Source organism: Pseudomonas sp. FW305-3-2-15-E-TSA4, from assembly GCF_058787295.1.
Genome location: NZ_JBYSZP010000014.1, coordinates 116,341 through 130,867, shown reverse-complemented (window position 1 = coordinate 130,867; position 14,527 = coordinate 116,341). Strand labels below are relative to the sequence as shown.

Annotated in this window: 13 protein-coding genes; 5 read left to right on the top strand and 8 right to left on the bottom strand. The window is 60.3% G+C overall.

The window, feature by feature from the left end; all coding sequences use genetic code 11:
• Nucleotides 1-8: 8 nt before the first annotated feature.
• The 5 genes from ssuD to AC3WMV_RS19830 form a co-directional block, all read right to left on the bottom strand.
• Nucleotides 9-1,157, bottom strand: a complete 1,149-nt coding sequence (gene ssuD / locus AC3WMV_RS19850; protein WP_047596660.1) for an FMNH2-dependent alkanesulfonate monooxygenase — start codon at nt 1,155-1,157, stop codon at nt 9-11.
• A 25-nt stretch (nt 1,158-1,182) separates the two neighbouring features.
• Complete coding sequence (locus AC3WMV_RS19845; RefSeq protein ID WP_103368207.1) at nt 1,183-2,163, bottom strand: sulfonate ABC transporter substrate-binding protein; 981 nt, start codon at nt 2,161-2,163, stop codon at nt 1,183-1,185.
• An 89-nt stretch (nt 2,164-2,252) separates the two neighbouring features.
• A complete protein-coding gene (ssuE, locus tag AC3WMV_RS19840; RefSeq protein WP_098966158.1) occupies nt 2,253-2,846 on the bottom strand; it encodes an NADPH-dependent FMN reductase in 594 nt (197 codons plus the stop codon).
• Between the two features lie 324 nt (nt 2,847-3,170).
• Nucleotides 3,171-3,809, bottom strand: a complete 639-nt coding sequence (locus AC3WMV_RS19835) for a peroxiredoxin (RefSeq protein WP_103368206.1) — start codon at nt 3,807-3,809, stop codon at nt 3,171-3,173.
• Between the two features lie 297 nt (nt 3,810-4,106).
• Nucleotides 4,107-5,507: an OprD family porin gene (locus AC3WMV_RS19830; RefSeq protein WP_103368205.1), complete on the bottom strand. Its 1,401-nt coding sequence runs from the start codon at nt 5,505-5,507 to the stop codon at nt 4,107-4,109.
• A 364-nt stretch (nt 5,508-5,871) separates the two neighbouring features.
• Here AC3WMV_RS19830 and tauA point away from each other — a divergent pair, with 364 nt between their 5' ends.
• Nucleotides 5,872-6,867 (top strand): taurine ABC transporter substrate-binding protein, encoded by a 996-nt coding sequence (gene tauA, locus AC3WMV_RS19825; protein ID WP_103368204.1) that lies wholly within the window; start codon nt 5,872-5,874, stop codon nt 6,865-6,867.
• A gap of 124 nt (nt 6,868-6,991) precedes the next feature.
• On the opposite strand, the gene argA is transcribed toward tauA, so the two are convergent.
• Both argA and argE read right to left on the bottom strand, forming a co-directional pair.
• Complete coding sequence (gene argA, locus AC3WMV_RS19820; protein WP_007967974.1) at nt 6,992-8,290, bottom strand: amino-acid N-acetyltransferase; 1,299 nt, start codon at nt 8,288-8,290, stop codon at nt 6,992-6,994.
• A 267-nt stretch (nt 8,291-8,557) separates the two neighbouring features.
• Nucleotides 8,558-9,712, bottom strand: coding sequence for an acetylornithine deacetylase (gene argE, locus AC3WMV_RS19815; protein WP_103368202.1), 1,155 nt, complete (start codon nt 9,710-9,712; stop codon nt 8,558-8,560).
• Between the two features lie 156 nt (nt 9,713-9,868).
• On the opposite strand from argE, the gene AC3WMV_RS19810 reads away from it, so the two are divergent.
• Complete coding sequence (locus tag AC3WMV_RS19810; RefSeq protein ID WP_103368201.1) at nt 9,869-11,239, top strand: CYTH domain-containing protein; 1,371 nt, start codon at nt 9,869-9,871, stop codon at nt 11,237-11,239.
• 89 nt (nt 11,240-11,328) lie between these two features.
• Here the strand turns inward: AC3WMV_RS19810 and AC3WMV_RS19805 are convergent, their stop codons facing one another.
• The gene (locus tag AC3WMV_RS19805; RefSeq protein ID WP_027610503.1) at nt 11,329-11,793 is read right to left on the bottom strand and encodes an Lrp/AsnC family transcriptional regulator; all 465 of its coding nucleotides are present in this window, start codon (nt 11,791-11,793) and stop codon (nt 11,329-11,331) included.
• Nucleotides 11,794-11,919: 126 nt separating this feature from the next.
• Here AC3WMV_RS19805 and AC3WMV_RS19800 point away from each other — a divergent pair, with 126 nt between their 5' ends.
• The 3 genes from AC3WMV_RS19800 to AC3WMV_RS19790 all read left to right on the top strand — a co-directional run bounded on the left by AC3WMV_RS19800 (nt 11,920) and on the right by AC3WMV_RS19790 (nt 14,519).
• Nucleotides 11,920-12,258, top strand: coding sequence for an ACT-like domain-containing protein (locus AC3WMV_RS19800; protein ID WP_103368200.1), 339 nt, complete (start codon nt 11,920-11,922; stop codon nt 12,256-12,258).
• Between the two features lie 90 nt (nt 12,259-12,348).
• Nucleotides 12,349-14,133 (top strand): type IV pilus assembly ATPase TfpB, encoded by a 1,785-nt coding sequence (gene tfpB / locus AC3WMV_RS19795; RefSeq protein WP_103368199.1) that lies wholly within the window; start codon nt 12,349-12,351, stop codon nt 14,131-14,133.
• A gap of 65 nt (nt 14,134-14,198) precedes the next feature.
• Complete coding sequence (locus AC3WMV_RS19790) at nt 14,199-14,519, top strand: DUF2388 domain-containing protein (protein ID WP_169843014.1); 321 nt, start codon at nt 14,199-14,201, stop codon at nt 14,517-14,519.
• Nucleotides 14,520-14,527: the final 8 nt, after the last annotated feature.

Here is a 14,527-nt window from a genome sequence, read left to right as displayed (position 1 = left end):
GGCGCGCCTCAGCTCTGCGACGCGGCTTTGGGAAGAATGTCGTTGGCCACCATCTCGCCGAACGGGCTGACATAACCGGCGCTTTTCGGCAGTTCCGGACGCTCGATGTCGAGGTGCGGGAACAGCAGTTCAGCGACGCGGTACGATTCTTCGAGGTGTGGATAACCGGAGAAGATGAAGGTGTCTATACCCAGATCCGCGTACTCCTTCACGCGGGCGGCCACAGTCGGGCCATCACCGACCAGCGCCGTCCCCGCACCACCGCGCACCAGACCGACACCCGCCCACAGGTTGGGGCTGACTTCGAGGTTGTCGCGACTGCCGCCGTGCAGCGCGGCCATGCGTTGTTGACCGACCGAGTCGAAGCGCGCCAGCGATGCTTGCGCACGTTTGATGGTGTCATCGTCCAGATGCGAGATCAGCCGGTCGGCTGCTTGCCAGGCTTCGGCGTTGGTTTCGCGCACGATCACATGCAGACGAATGCCGAAGCGCACGGTACGCCCGAGCCTGGCGGCTTTGGCGCGCACTTGTTCGATCTTCTCGGCCACCGCGGCTGGCGGTTCGCCCCAGGTCAGTACCATCTCGACCTGTTCGGCAGCCAGATCCTGCGCCGCTTCCGACGAGCCGCCGAAGTACAGCGGCGGACGCGGTTGCTGGATCGGTGGATAAAGCAGCTTGGCGCCCTTCACGCTGATGTGTTCGCCGTCGTAATCAACGGTTTCGCCTTCCAGCACCCGACGCCAGATGCGGGTGAATTCCACCGAGGCTTGATAGCGTTCTTCGTGGTTGAGGAACAGACCATCACCGGCCAACTCTTCCGGGTCACCGCCGGTCACCAGGTTGAACAGCGCACGACCGCCGGACAGACGATCCAGGGTCGCTGCCTGTCGCGCCGCCACCGTCGGGGAAATGATCCCGGGGCGCAGGGCGACAAGGAATTTCAGACGCTGGGTCACCGGTATCAGCGACGCGGCGACCAGCCACGAGTCTTCGCAGGAACGGCCGGTGGGAATCAGCACGCCGCCAAAGCCCAGACGATCCGCCGCTTGCGCGACCTGTTGCAGATAACCGTGGTCAACGGCGCGGGCGCCTTCGGCGGTGCCAAGGTAATGGCCGTCGCCGTGGGTAGGCAGGAACCAGAAGATGTTGAGGCTCATGGAGTGGTCTCCTTGGGGATTCGATTTACTGGGTTTGGCTAACCGAGCTTTGGGCCACAGCGGCCGGAGGTGTCCAGATCACATCCTTGATGCTCAACGGCTTGGGAATCAGCTTGAGCTGGTAGAAGGTGTCGGCGATTTTCTGTTGTGCGGCGACCACTTCCGGGGTCAGGAACAGCGCACCGTAGCCCTGGCGTTTCACCGAGGTCAGGGTGATGTCCGCCGGCAGGCCGAGCAGTGGCGCGACCTGTTGGGTCACGTCTTCAGGGTTGGCTTTGGACCACTCGCCGACAGCGCGCACTTCTTCGACGAGGGTCTTGATCACCTCGGGATTTTTCTGCGCGTAAGGTTTGGTCGCGAGGTAGAACTGATGGTTGTCGACGATGCCTTTGCCGTCACGCAGGGTGTGCGCTTGCAACTGTTGCTCGGCAGCGGCCTGGTATGGGTCCCAGATCACCCAGGCATCGACGCTGCCACGCTCGAACGCAGCGCGGGCATCGGCCGGCGGCAGGAACACGGTCTGGATATCGGAGTATTTGAGACCGGCGTCTTCCAGTGCGCGCACCAGCAGGTAGTGCACGTTGGAGCCTTTGTTCAGGGCGACTTTCTTGCCCTTCAGATCCGCCACCGATTTGATCGGCGAGTCTTTCGGTACGAGGATCGCTTCGCTGTTCGGCGCTGGCGGTTCGTAGGCGACGTAGAGCAGATCAGCGCCGGCAGCCTGAGCGAATACCGGTGGGGTTTCGCCAGTCACGCCGAAGTCGATCGAGCCGACGTTCAGGCCTTCGAGCAGCTGAGGGCCGCCGGGGAATTCAGTCCATTGCACGTCCACGCCTTGGGCGGCCAGACGCTTTTCCAGAGTGCCTTTGGCCTTGAGCAGCACCAGCGTGCCGTACTTCTGATAACCGATCCGCAATGTCTCGGCTTGAGCTTGAGTAATGGCGCCGAAGGACACAGCCGCAGCAAACAGAGCGACCAGACCACGACGCAAAAATACAGTGCGCATAGCGCTCTCCTTTTTGCTGTTGGGTTTTGGCTGCACCTGCTTGGCCGTTAGCGGCTGAGTAAGGTGAGTGGAGCAAATTCGGGTAAGGCTCAAATGCTCCAGCGAGCACTCAATAAACGTTCATTCAACAGGCCCGGCTCCAGCGGTTTCGGCCGACGAGCCATGGCAGTGACAAACTGATCCAGCGCTTCATGCAGACGCTGTTCCAGCGCTGGCGCCAGTTGCGCCTGGGCGCTGCCTTCGCCATAAGCGATCTGGCTGTCCTCGGCGAAAATGCCCTGGAGCATTTCCTGGGCTTTCAATGCCGACAGCACGGGCTTGAGCGCGTAATCGACCACCAGCATGTGGGCGATGCTGCCGCCGGTGGCCATCGGCAGAACAATCTTGTGGTTCAAGGCGCGTTCGGGCAGCAGATCGAGTACGGTCTTCAGCGCCCCGGAAAACGACGCCTTGTACACCGGCGTGGCGATCAGCAGACCGTCAGCGTTTTCAATCTGCGCCAGCAGGTCGAGCACCTTCGGGCTGTCGAAGCGGGCGTGGAGCAAATCTTCGGCCGGGAAGTCCCGCACCTGATAACTCACCACTTCCACCCCTTGCGCCTGCAACCAGCGTTGCGAGCGCTCAAGCAACACTCCTGAGCGGGAGCGCTGGCTGGGACTGCCACCGAGTGAGACGACCAGCATTGAGACAATTCCTTAAGCGTTGCAGGCGATTCGCGGGTTGCGATCTCGCTTCGATGGGAGTGACCTTACCAGCTGATTTATATATCCATAAATCATATTTATTCATTTGGTTATGCGTTTAAGAGATATGCGATTTGCTTTGTTCCGGGCAAAAAAACAGGCCGTGAAAACGGCCTGAAATCCCCTGCTTTGTGGTTCTGGATTTTGTGTCGGCTTGGCCGACGCCTTCGCGAGCAAGCCCGCTCCCACAGGGGAACGCATTTCGAATGTAGGAGTGAGCCTGCTCGCGATGACGGTGGTGGCTACACCGCCAATCTCACTGATTCACTTGTTCGGCTGCGGCGTCAGGCGCAGGTATGGTTTCACCGCGCGATAGCCTTTGGGGAAGCGCCGCTTGATCTCTTCCTCGTCCTTGAGCGACGGCACGATCACCACCTCCTCACCGTCCTGCCAGTTGGCCGGAGTCGCCACCTTGTAGTTGTCGGTGAGCTGCAGCGAATCGATCACCCGCAGGATCTCGTGGAAGTTGCGCCCGGTACTCGCCGGGTAGGTGATGGTCAGGCGAATCTTCTTGTTCGGGTCGATGACGAACAGTGAGCGCACGGTCAGGGTGTCGTTGGCGTTGGGGTGGATCAGGTCGTAGAGGTCGGACACCTTGCGGTCGGCATCGGCCAGGATCGGGAAATTGACGATGGTGTTCTGGGTTTCGTTGATGTCTTCGATCCACCTGTGGTGCGAGTCCACCGGGTCGACCGACAGCGCGATGGCTTTGACGCCGCGCTTGGCGAACTCATCCTTGAGCTTGGCGGTGAAGCCCAGCTCGGTGGTGCACACCGGGGTGAAGTCGGCCGGGTGGGAGAACAGCACGCCCCAGCTATCGCCCAGCCACTCGTGGAAACGAATCTTGCCGGCGCTGGAATCCTGTTCGAAGTCGGGGGCGATGTCGCCGAGTCTGAGGCTCATGGTGCTGCTCCTGATGAGTTATTGGAGAACTCAACTGTAGCTCGTGATTCGCCATCATGAAAAAGAATAAATAAATAGATATCTAGAATCTAAAGGAATATTAAACATCGTTCACTGGACGCTCGCCCGCATCGCGACGAACATCGCTCTCAAGGTTCGAGAAGGCCTTGAGTAGCTGCAAAAGAGGGGAATTTCGGGCCAGGCTTACGGGGGTGAGCCCTGACCCGAAAATGCAAAAGCCCCGTCCGGCGCGATGCCGGACGGGGCTTTTTTTACATCAACAGCTTGAACGCGCTATTACAGCAGCGGGATCGAGTAGCTGACGATCAGGCGGTTTTCGTCCTGGTCGCGCTGACCTGGGATATCGTTGCGCCAGGTAGCGTTTTTCCACATCAGGCCCAGGTTCTTCAGCGGACCTTCTGGTACGACATAACCAACGGTCAGGTCGCGTTCCCATTCGGAGCGGCCAGTGGCGTTGACGGTAACTTGGTTGTAACCAACTTTGCCGGTGGTATCGATGTTATCGCCACGCAGGTAAATCAGACCGGCTGTCAGGCCAGGGATGCCCACTTTAGCGAAGTCATACGAGTAGCGAGCCTGCCAAGTGCGCTCGCCAGCACGGCCGAACTTCTGGATCTGCATGTCGGTAATGGTGTAGTTCGACGAACCGTCACCCTGGTTCAGCCACGGGAAGTCGCTGTTACCGTTGCTGACCTGATAACCGCCACCGAAGGTGTGACCTTCAACGGTGTACAGGAACAGGCCGCTGTACAGGTTGTTGTCGACTTTGCCTTTGGTAACGCCAGTACCGTAATCACCGGAGGTGAAATAGTTGGCATCGTGACCGTTAGCGCCATCGTCACGGCTGTTGAAGTAACGGAAGTCCGACTTCAATACGCCCGGGCCGATTGCCCAGTTGTGAACCAGGCCCAGGAAGTGTTGCTTGTAGAACTGGTCCAGATTGCCGTAGTAGTACTGAGCGGTCAGATCTTTGGTGATCTTGTAGTCACCGCCGGCATAGATGAACTTGTTGCTGTCACGGCCAGACGCAGTACGGCCGTTGGCACCCGCGATCGACAGTTCTTCGTTGTTGCTGGAGTTACGACCTTTTACGTGCTCGATCTGGCCGCCCACAAGGGTCAGATCCTTGATCTCGCCCGAAGTGATCTGGCCACCCTGGAAAGTTTGCGGCAACAGACGACCATCGTTGGTGACGATAACCGGGTTTTTAGGCTGCAAAGTACCCAGCTTCAGTTCGGTCTGGGAGATCTTGGCCTTGGCGGTCAGACCCAGGCTGGAGAAGTTATCAACCGCTTCACCATTGGATTTGCTTGGGAAAACAGTGCCGCCGTAGGAACCGTAGTTAGTCGGTGTCGCCGGGGAAGCACCGTTAGTGCCACCACCGGAATCCAGACGCACACCCAACAGGCCGATCGCATCGATACCGAAACCCACAGTGCCTTGGGTGTAACCGGAGATGAAGCGCAGATCGAAGCCTTGGCCCCATTCTTCTTGCTTGCTCTGCACGCCTGCACGCTTGTTGGCAGGAGCGTTGACGTCGCTGTCACGGTTGTCAGTATTGATGTAGAAGTTGCGCAAGCCCAGAGTGGCCTTGCTGTCTTCGATGAAACCGGCGGCGCCTGCCTGCTGCGCCATAACCCCTACGGCCACAGCCAGGGCCAAGGTGGACTTGTTCATGTAAAGCTCCTCTCGTTTCTAATTCTTGTGTTCCTGGCCCGGGGTCTGATGCCCTGGATCCTAAGATGCGCGATTAGCGCCAGACCGTGACTGACAAGTCAATCGTAACCTTGTGTGTCTACGACCAAGGTCTAATCGCAGTGATTTGGTCCGTGCAGAGTAAAGATTTCCTGATAAACCCAAAAAGAATTTATTCATTCTTTTTCATATCATTCGGGAATATGGCCACTATCTCGCCATCCTCGCCCGGATACAACGTATCGGCGACTAAGCTCATTCCTAAATGGTATTTGTTAGCCTTTTTTTATATCGATTAGCTTTGGCGCAACCCCAATTCGTCAAACCCTATCGAAAAGGCGACGCCATGATGGCTAAACGCGCACTATCTAGTCAATTTGTTACAGTTTGTGTGTCGGCGCTGATTTGTTTTTCCGCGCAGGCTGCCAACCTCACCATCGGTTATCAAACCGGGATCGACCCCAGCAAAGTCCCCCAGGCCGACGGTACTTACGAAACAACCATCGGCCAGAAGATCGACTGGCGACGCTTCAATAGTGGCCCGGAAGTTGTGACAGCCATTGCCTCCGGCGATGTGCAGATCGGCAACCTCGGTTCCAGCCCGTTGGCCGCCGCGGCTTCGCGAAACCTGCCGATTGTTGCCTTTATTGTTTCGGCGCAGATCAATGCCGCCGAAGCCTTGGTGGTGCGCAATGGCAGCGGGATCAACACCCCGCAGGACCTGGTCGGCAAGACCATCGCCACGCCCTTTGTTTCCACCTCCCACTACAGCTTGCTCGGCGCACTCAAGCACTGGGGTCTGGACACCAGCAAAGTCAAAGTGGTGAACCTGCAGCCGGCGGAAATCGCAGCAGCCTGGAAGCGTGGGGATATCGATGGCGCGTTCGTCTGGTCGCCGGCGCTGGGGGAAATCCGCAAGACCGGCAAGACCCTGACCGATGCCGCTCAAGTCGGCCAATGGGGCGCACCGACCTTCGAAGTCTGGGTCGCGCGCAAGGATTACGCCGAGAAGCATCCTGAGGTGGTGGCCAAGTTTGCCAAGGTCACTCTAGACGCGTTTGCCGATTACGCCAGCCATAAAGACAGCTGGACAGCGGACTCGGCGCCGGTGCAGAAAATCGCAAAACTGACGGGTGCCAATGCCGCCGACGTGCCGGAATTGCTCGCCGGTTCGGCGTTCCCTGATGCCAAGGCGCAGCAATCAACTGCACTGCTGGAAGGCGGTACGGCGAAGGCGATTGGTGAGACGGCGAAGTTTTTGAAGGAACAAGGCAAGGTCGAGACGGTGCTGCCGGACTACTCGCCGTACGTCAGTGCGAAGTTTGTAACCGAAAACAATTGAATAGGTGGCGAGGGGATTCATCCCCGATGGACTGCGCAGCAGTCCCCTGCTTTTGCTGAAGCGGGGGCCGCTGCGCGGCCCATCGGGGATGAATCCCCTCGCCACAAAAGTCCTTCGCTAATCTTCAGAGGGTCTTTTCGAAGATCTTCGAGTTACGCTGATAGTTGTACAGCGACGCCCGCGCCGCCGGCAGGCGCTCGACGCTGCTGGGTTCGAACCCGCGCTCGCGGAACCAGTGCGCCGTGCGGGTGGTGAGGACGAACAGGGTTTTCAACCCTTGCGCCCGGGCACGGGTCTCGATGCGCTCCAGCAGCTCATCGCCGCGACCACCGTGACGGTACTCCGGATTCACCGCCAGGCACGCCAGCTCACCGGCATCCGAATCGGCAATCTGGTACAGCGCCGCACAGGCGATGATCATCCCTTCGCGCTCGACCACGCTGAACTGCTCGATCTCGCGCTCCAGCACCTCGCGCGAACGACGTACCAGAATCCCCTGCTCTTCCAGCGGACTGATCAAATCGAGCAAACCACCGACGTCTTCAATCGCCGCCTCGCGCACCAGCTCGAATTGCTCTTGCGCGACCAGTGTGCCGCCACCGTCGCGGGTGAACAGTTCGGTCAGCAGCGCACCGTCTTCGGCATAACTGACGATATGGCTGCGCGCCACGCCGCCACGGCAAGCCTCGGCGGCGGCATCCAGCAGCTCCGCCTGATAGTTGTTGCCCAGACGCGCCAGATGCGCCGGCACCTGTTGCGGACGCAGTTCGCGCACCAGTTTGCCGTTCTCGTCGATCAGACCGAGGTCGGCGCCGAACAGCAGCAGCTTGTCGGCACCGAGGTCGATGGCGGCGCGGGTGGCGACGTCTTCGCAGGCGAGGTTGAAGATTTCCCCGGTCGGCGAGTAGCCCAGCGGCGACAGCAGCACGATCGAACGCTCGTCGAGCAGACGATTGATGCCTTTGCGATCGACCCGGCGCACTTCACCGGTGTGGTGATAGTCGACGCCTTCGAGCACGCCGATCGGCCGCGCGGTCACAAGGTTGCCGCTGGCCACCCGCAAGCGCGAGCCCTGCATCGGCGACGAGGCCATGTCCATCGACAGCCGCGCTTCGATAGCGATACGCAGCTGACCGACCGCGTCGATCACGCACTCCAGCGTTGCCGCATCGGTGATGCGCATGCCGTGGTGGTAGTGCGGGGTCAGGCCGCGCGCAGCGAGGCGGGTTTCAATCTGCGGGCGCGAACCGTGGACCAGCACCAGGCGCACGCCGAGGCTGTGCAACAGCACGAGGTCGTGGACGATGTTGCCGAAGTTCGGATGCTCCACGCCGTCGCCGGGCAGCATGACGACGAAGGTGCAGTCGCGGTGGGCATTGATGTAAGGGGACGCGTGACGAAGCCAATTGACGTATTCGGGCATGAACCTGGGCCTGTAATAAATAGCAGCCGAAAAAAGGGCGAAACGGAAAACGCACAGCGGGCTGATGGTTATCGTCGGAACAGGCTTGGCGACACGCGCGCTCTCCTCATGAATACGGGTTGGGGTGCTGGCAATTTACAGCGTTTGATCTGACAAAACACCGTCCCCCCTGTGGGAGCGAGCCTGCTCGCGAAAGCGGTGTATCTGTCGACATTGAGGTGTCTGGAATGGCGCTTTCGCGAGCAGGCTCGCTCCCACAGGGGTTGATCATCGTTCGTCAGCTGTCAGGCAATAATGTTCAATCAACTGCCGCAATAGATGCACGGTAGGCTGCAAACGTGACATTTCAAGGTATTCGCCGGGCTGGTGTGCACAGGCGATGTCGCCAGGGCCGAGCACGATGGTTTCGCAGCCAAGGCGCTGAAGATAAGGCGCTTCGGTGCCGAACGCTACTGCTTCGGCACTATGACCGGTGAGCTTTTCAGCGATGCGCACCAATTCAGCGTCTTCGGCCTGCTCAAACGACGGCACTTCCGGGAACAATGGCTGGTAGTCGATCTTCACTTGATGCCGCTCGGCCACCGGGTTGAGCTTGCGCAGAATCTCCGCACGCAAAATTTTCGGGTCCATGCCCGGCAGCGGACGCAGGTCGAACTCCAGCGAACACTGGCCGCAAATGCGATTCGGGTTGTCGCCGCCATGAATACAGCCGAAGTTCATGGTCGGCTGTGGAACGCTGAACTGCGGGTTGTTGAATTCACGCTGCCATAGCAGACGCAAACCGCGCAGTTCGCCAATGGCATCGTGCATCGCTTCGAGGGCGCTGTGGCCCAGACGCGGATCCGACGAATGGCCGCTCTGCCCAAGGATATCGATGCGCTCCATCATGATGCCCTTGTGCATGCGGATCGGTTTGAGCCCGGTCGGCTCGCCGATCACCGCCGCACGGCCCAGTGGCTTGCCGGCCTCGGCCAGCGCCCGGGCACCGGACATCGAGCTCTCTTCATCACAGGTGGCGAGGATCAGCAGCGGTTGCTTGAACGGTTGCTCGAGCAGCGGCTGCACGGCTTCGATGATCAGGGCGAAAAAGCCCTTCATGTCGCAACTGCCCAGGCCGACCCAGCGACCATCGACTTCGGTGAGTTTCAGCGGATCGGTCTGCCACAGCGCATCGTCATAAGGAACAGTATCGCTGTGCCCGGCCAGCACCAGGCCGCCGGGCCCGCTGCCAAAACTGGCGAGCAGGTTGAATTTGCCGGGGCTGACCTGCTGGATATCGCAGCTGAAGCCCAGATCCCCCAGCCAGCCGGCAAGCAAATCGATCACCGCCCGGTTGGACTGATCCAGGCTCGGTTGGGTGCAACTGACCGATGGTGCGGCGATCAGTGCAGCGAACTGGTCTTGCATGGATGGCAAAGGCATCGCTGACTCCAACTCCCGATTTGGAGTCCATCATAGAGCCATCCGGCGCTCGGAATAAACCGCCGCAGGGCGTAGGACGGATCAGTCCTGTACACTGCACGGCCTTGGCAGCCACACATTCCCCCGGCTGCGCTCCCGATCCTGGATTTTCCGGCCATGCAGAAAGAAACCGAAATCAAACTCCGCGTCAGCCGCGAAACCCTCGCGGCCCTGCGCGAGCACCCGCTACTGAAAAAACGCAACAAAAATGGCTGGGAACGCCGTGAGTTGATGAACCAGTACTTCGACACCCCCGAGCGCGATCTGGCTCAAGCCAAAGTCGCCCTGCGTCTGCGCAAGGACGGTGACGAAGTAATTCAGACCCTCAAGACCCGTGGTCAGAGTGTTGCCGGTCTGTCCGAGCGTAATGAGTACGACTGGAAATTGCCCAAAGCCAAGCTCGACGTGAAGAAACTCGACGGCGAATGCTGGCCCGAGTCGCTGGCCGAGCTCGACAAGAAAACCCTGAAGCCGATCTTCACCACCGATTTCGTCCGCGAGCGCGCGGAAATCGCCTGGGGCCGCGGCAAGGCCAAAGTGGTGATCGAAGCCGCGCTGGACCTCGGTCACGTGGTGGTCGGCAAACAGAAAGAAGAAATCTGCGAGCTGGAACTGGAACTGCGCGAAGGTGAGCCTGCCGCGTTGCTGGAATTGGCCGCCGAACTGGCCGAAACCCTGGCCCTGATGCCGTGCGACATCAGCAAGGCCGAACGCGGCTACCGTCTGTACGACGCCAACAGCTACTCGCTGAGCCTGCCGGCGCCGCAACTGACCCCGGAAACCCAACTCGACGACGCCTTCGCCGCGCTGGCCTGGCACTTGCTCGGCAGCAGCCAGCGTCTGGCCGAACAGTATCGCTTCAACGGCCACTGGCGCCTGCTGCAGGACTGGGTCGAGAACCTCGCGGAAATGCGCGCCCTGCTCAGCAGCCTCGGCCAGGCCGCACCGCGTCCGGCCACTCACGACCTGCGCGTGGCGCTGGATGCACTGCTGGAAGACTGGCGCCCACTGGTTCAGGTCGGTATCGAAGACGAAGACGTACGCAAGGCCGCGCCGGAGCAATTCCTCGAAGAACTGGAAGACCCACGCTGGGGCCTGTTCTCGCTGACTGTTTCGCGCTGGCTGCTGGCCCGCACCTGGGCCGCCGAGCGCAACACCCGCGGCAATCGTCAGGGCGCCGCGCAACTGCACAGCTGGCTGCCGCGCATGCTCGGCGAAGAAGCCACGTCCCTGCAACTGCAGCGCTATCAGCAGCAGCCGGAAGATCTGGCCGAGCAACTGCCGCGCATCGAACGCATCCAGGTCTGGCTGCACCACGCGCGTAACGTGCTGGAGATCCCGGAAATGGATCGCCTGTACGGCGAGCTGAACAAACTGGCGCAACTGGCCAACGAGCCGACGATCACTGACGAACTGCTCGATGCGCGCAAACAGCAGGCGATTGCGGTTTATCAGAATCGCGCGTGGAAAATGCTGCTGCGCATGTAAAACCGCTTTCGCGAGCAGGCTCGCTCCCACATTGGAATGCAATCCCCTGTGGGAGCGAGCCTGCTCGCGAAGAGGCCATCTGCCTTACCTCAGACAGGCAAGCTTGTTGTGGACTTGATCTCCGACAGCGCCACAATCGAGTTCACCTCCTGAATCCCCGGCACCAGCGACAGCTTTTCGAAGAAGAATCGCTCATACGCCTCGATGTCCGCCGCGACAATCCGCAACAAAAAATCCACCGCGCCCATCAACACATAACACTCCAGCACTTCCGGAAAACCGCGAATCGCCTCGGTGAATTCGGTGAAGTTCGAACGCCCGTGGGCGTTGAGTTTGATCTCGGCGAAGATCTGCGTGTTCAGGCCGATCTTCTTGCGATCAAGCAAGGTCACCTGCCCGCGAATGATCCCCTCCTCCTTCATCCGCTGAATCCGCCGCCAGCACGGCGACTGCGACAGTCCCACCTGCTCGGCGATCTGCGCGCTGGACAGTGACGCGTCCTCTTGCAGCAGGGCGAGAATCCGCCGGTCGTAGCTGTCCAGCTCGCTATGCATAATCAATCCTCAAAATGATCATTTTGCGAATCGTTCCAGTCGAGCAATCCGCGAATCCGCTCATCTTAGACAAGAAATGCCCGACACCGAATGTAAAAATTCCTCCACTGACTCTGGAGACCGGACATGCCTCACCTCGAAGCCGTGAATACCCCTGCGCCCCGCGCCGATGTGTGGAACGTCAACAACGCGCACTGCTGTGCGCGTTATCAGTTGCTCGCCGAAGCCGAGCCGGATCTGTTGGTGCGGGTGCTGAATCTGTTTGCGCTGCAATTCCTCACGCCGCAACAGGTCCACGTCGAGCGGCTCGACGATCTGCTGTCGATCGATATCGTCATTGATGGTCTGAGCTGGCATCGCGCCCAGGTGATTGCGGAAAAACTTCGTAACCTGATCAGCGTCTGCTCGGTGAACCTGCAAGACGCCGACACGGCGTGGGCTGCGCCGGCCCAGGCGGCCGGCTGACAAATCCGGCAACGGCTTTGTCGGGTAGTGGCCCAACGGTCTGCGGGGCCACGACTATCCTTTGCGCACAGTCGTTCAAAAGGAGCCCGCATGTCCGTTCAACTCGCCACTCAGGACCGCTGGCTGGATCTCAACGATGTGTTGCGTGAACTGGTCGCCCAGGGTTTTATCAGCCAGGACTCGGCGGAGCAGGCGCTCAACGCCCGCCGCCGCCATGCGACCCACGGCCAGCAACATCCGCTGGAGTTCATCGCCAGCCAGCAATTGGATGACCTCAGCCGTCCGGGCAAACATCTGGACCTGGAAAGCCTGACCCTGTGGCTGGCGCAGCAGGCCGGCCAGCCGTACATGCGCATCGACCCGTTGAAGATCAACGTTGCGGCCATCACTCCACTGATGTCCTACGCCTTTGCAAAGCGCCACAAGATTCTTGCGGTGGCGGTCGACCGCGATGCGGTGGTCGTGGCCAGCGCCCAGCCCTACGTCACCGGTTGGGAGGCTGACCTGACCCATGTGCTGAAGCTGCCGATCAAACGGGTGGTCGCCAACCCGGCAGATATCCAGCGCTTCAGCGTCGAGTTCTTCCGCCTCGCCAAATCGGTCAGCGGCGCCAGCAATGCCGACGCGCAGAGCGGCAACCTCGGCAACTTCGAACAACTGCTCAACCTCGGCGCCAGCGATCAGGAGCCGGACGCCAACGACGCGCACATCGTCAACATCGTCGACTGGCTGTTCCAGTACGCCTTCCAGCAGCGCGCCAGTGATATCCATATCGAACCGCGCCGCGAACAGGGCACCGTGCGCTTTCGCATCGATGGCGTGTTGCACAACGTCTATCAATTCCCGCCGCAGGTGACCATGGCGATCGTCAGCCGCCTGAAAAGCCTCGGGCGGATGAACGTCGCCGAGAAGCGCAAACCCCAGGACGGCCGGGTCAAGACCAAAACCCCGGACGGCGGCGAGGTGGAGCTGCGGCTCTCAACGCTGCCCACCGCGTTTGGCGAAAAAATGGTCATGCGGATCTTCGACCCGGAAGTGCTGCTCAAGGACTTCGATCAGTTGGGCTTTTCCGCCGACGACCTGCGCCGCTGGCAGGACATGACCCGCCAGCCTAACGGCATCATTCTGGTCACCGGACCAACCGGCTCGGGCAAGACCACCACGCTCTACACCACACTGAAAAAACTGGCGACGCCGGAGATCAACCTCTGCACCATCGAAGACCCGATCGAAATGGTCGAGCCGGCGTTCAACCAGATGCAGGTCCAGCACAACATCGACCTGAGTTTCGCCGCCGGCGTGCGTGCGCTGATGCGGCAGGACCCGGACATCATCATGATCGGCGAGATCCGTGACCTGGAAACCGCAGAAATGGCGATTCAGGCGGCACTCACCGGCCACCTGGTGCTGTCGACCCTGCACACCAATGATGCCCCCAGCGCGATCAGTCGGCTATTGGAACTCGGCGTGCCGCACTATCTGATCAAAGCCACGGTGCTCGGGGTCATGGCCCAGCGTCTGGTGCGCACCCTGTGCCCGCACTGCAAGGCGCCGCTGACGCTGGAAGAGGAAGACTGGCAGACCCTGACCCGCCCGTGGCAGGCGCCGCTGCCGGGCAATGCGCAACGTGCTATCGGTTGTCTGGAGTGCCGCGACACCGGTTATCGCGGACGCGCCGGGGTCTACGAAATCATGCAGTTGAGCGATAGCCTCAAAGCGCTCATCACCCCCGACACCGACCTCACCGCCATCCGCCGGCAAGCCTTCAAGGAAGGCATGCGCAGCCTGCGCCTGTCGGGTGCGCAAAAAGTTGCGGCGGGGCTGACCACCCTCGAAGAGGTGCTGCGGGTAACGCCGCAAAGCGAGCAGAAATAGGCCACTACGGAACCGGATTGGCGAATCGTTATCCAACGCCGTAGTTAACCCCCAGGAGTCACTCAATCATGCGTCTCAAACTTGCTGTCGCCACCCTTGCCTTGCTGTCCCTTCCCGTTGGTTCAGCGATGGCCGACAGCTTTTGGCGTAACGTCATTTCGTCCGGCGCCACCACCGGTTCGACCTACCTGACCTTCAAGGATCACAAGCTGATCGTTGCCGCACAGGACGATGCCGGCAGCTTCGTTGCCAGCGATGGCGGCATCCGTGGGCCGTACCTGGAAGCAGCGATGCAGAAAGTCCGCGCCGACAATCCGGGCCTGCAGGCCACGGACATGGAACTGGCGAATGCGATTCTGGCGAAGAACGCAGTGGCCTCCGAGTAAAAAAATCA

Bases quoted from the DNA above. Each gene is read 5' to 3' on its own strand.
- ssuD (WP_047596660.1), bottom strand. From the start codon at position 1,157: ATGAGCCTCAACATCTTCTGGTTCCTGCCTACCCACGGCGACGGCCAT.
- AC3WMV_RS19845 (WP_103368207.1), bottom strand. From the start codon at position 2,163: ATGCGCACTGTATTTTTGCGTCGTGGTCTGGTCGCTCTGTTTGCTGCG.
- ssuE (WP_098966158.1), bottom strand. From the start codon at position 2,846: ATGCTGGTCGTCTCACTCGGTGGCAGTCCCAGCCAGCGCTCCCGCTCA.
- AC3WMV_RS19835 (WP_103368206.1), bottom strand. From the start codon at position 3,809: ATGAGCCTCAGACTCGGCGACATCGCCCCCGACTTCGAACAGGATTCC.
- AC3WMV_RS19830 (WP_103368205.1), bottom strand. From the start codon at position 5,507: ATGAACAAGTCCACCTTGGCCCTGGCTGTGGCCGTAGGGGTTATGGCG.
- tauA (WP_103368204.1), top strand. From the start codon at position 5,872: ATGATGGCTAAACGCGCACTATCTAGTCAATTTGTTACAGTTTGTGTG.
- argA (WP_007967974.1), bottom strand. From the start codon at position 8,290: ATGCCCGAATACGTCAATTGGCTTCGTCACGCGTCCCCTTACATCAAT.
- argE (WP_103368202.1), bottom strand. From the start codon at position 9,712: ATGCCTTTGCCATCCATGCAAGACCAGTTCGCTGCACTGATCGCCGCA.
- AC3WMV_RS19810 (WP_103368201.1), top strand. From the start codon at position 9,869: ATGCAGAAAGAAACCGAAATCAAACTCCGCGTCAGCCGCGAAACCCTC.
- AC3WMV_RS19805 (WP_027610503.1), bottom strand. From the start codon at position 11,793: ATGCATAGCGAGCTGGACAGCTACGACCGGCGGATTCTCGCCCTGCTG.
- AC3WMV_RS19800 (WP_103368200.1), top strand. From the start codon at position 11,920: ATGCCTCACCTCGAAGCCGTGAATACCCCTGCGCCCCGCGCCGATGTG.
- tfpB (WP_103368199.1), top strand. From the start codon at position 12,349: ATGTCCGTTCAACTCGCCACTCAGGACCGCTGGCTGGATCTCAACGAT.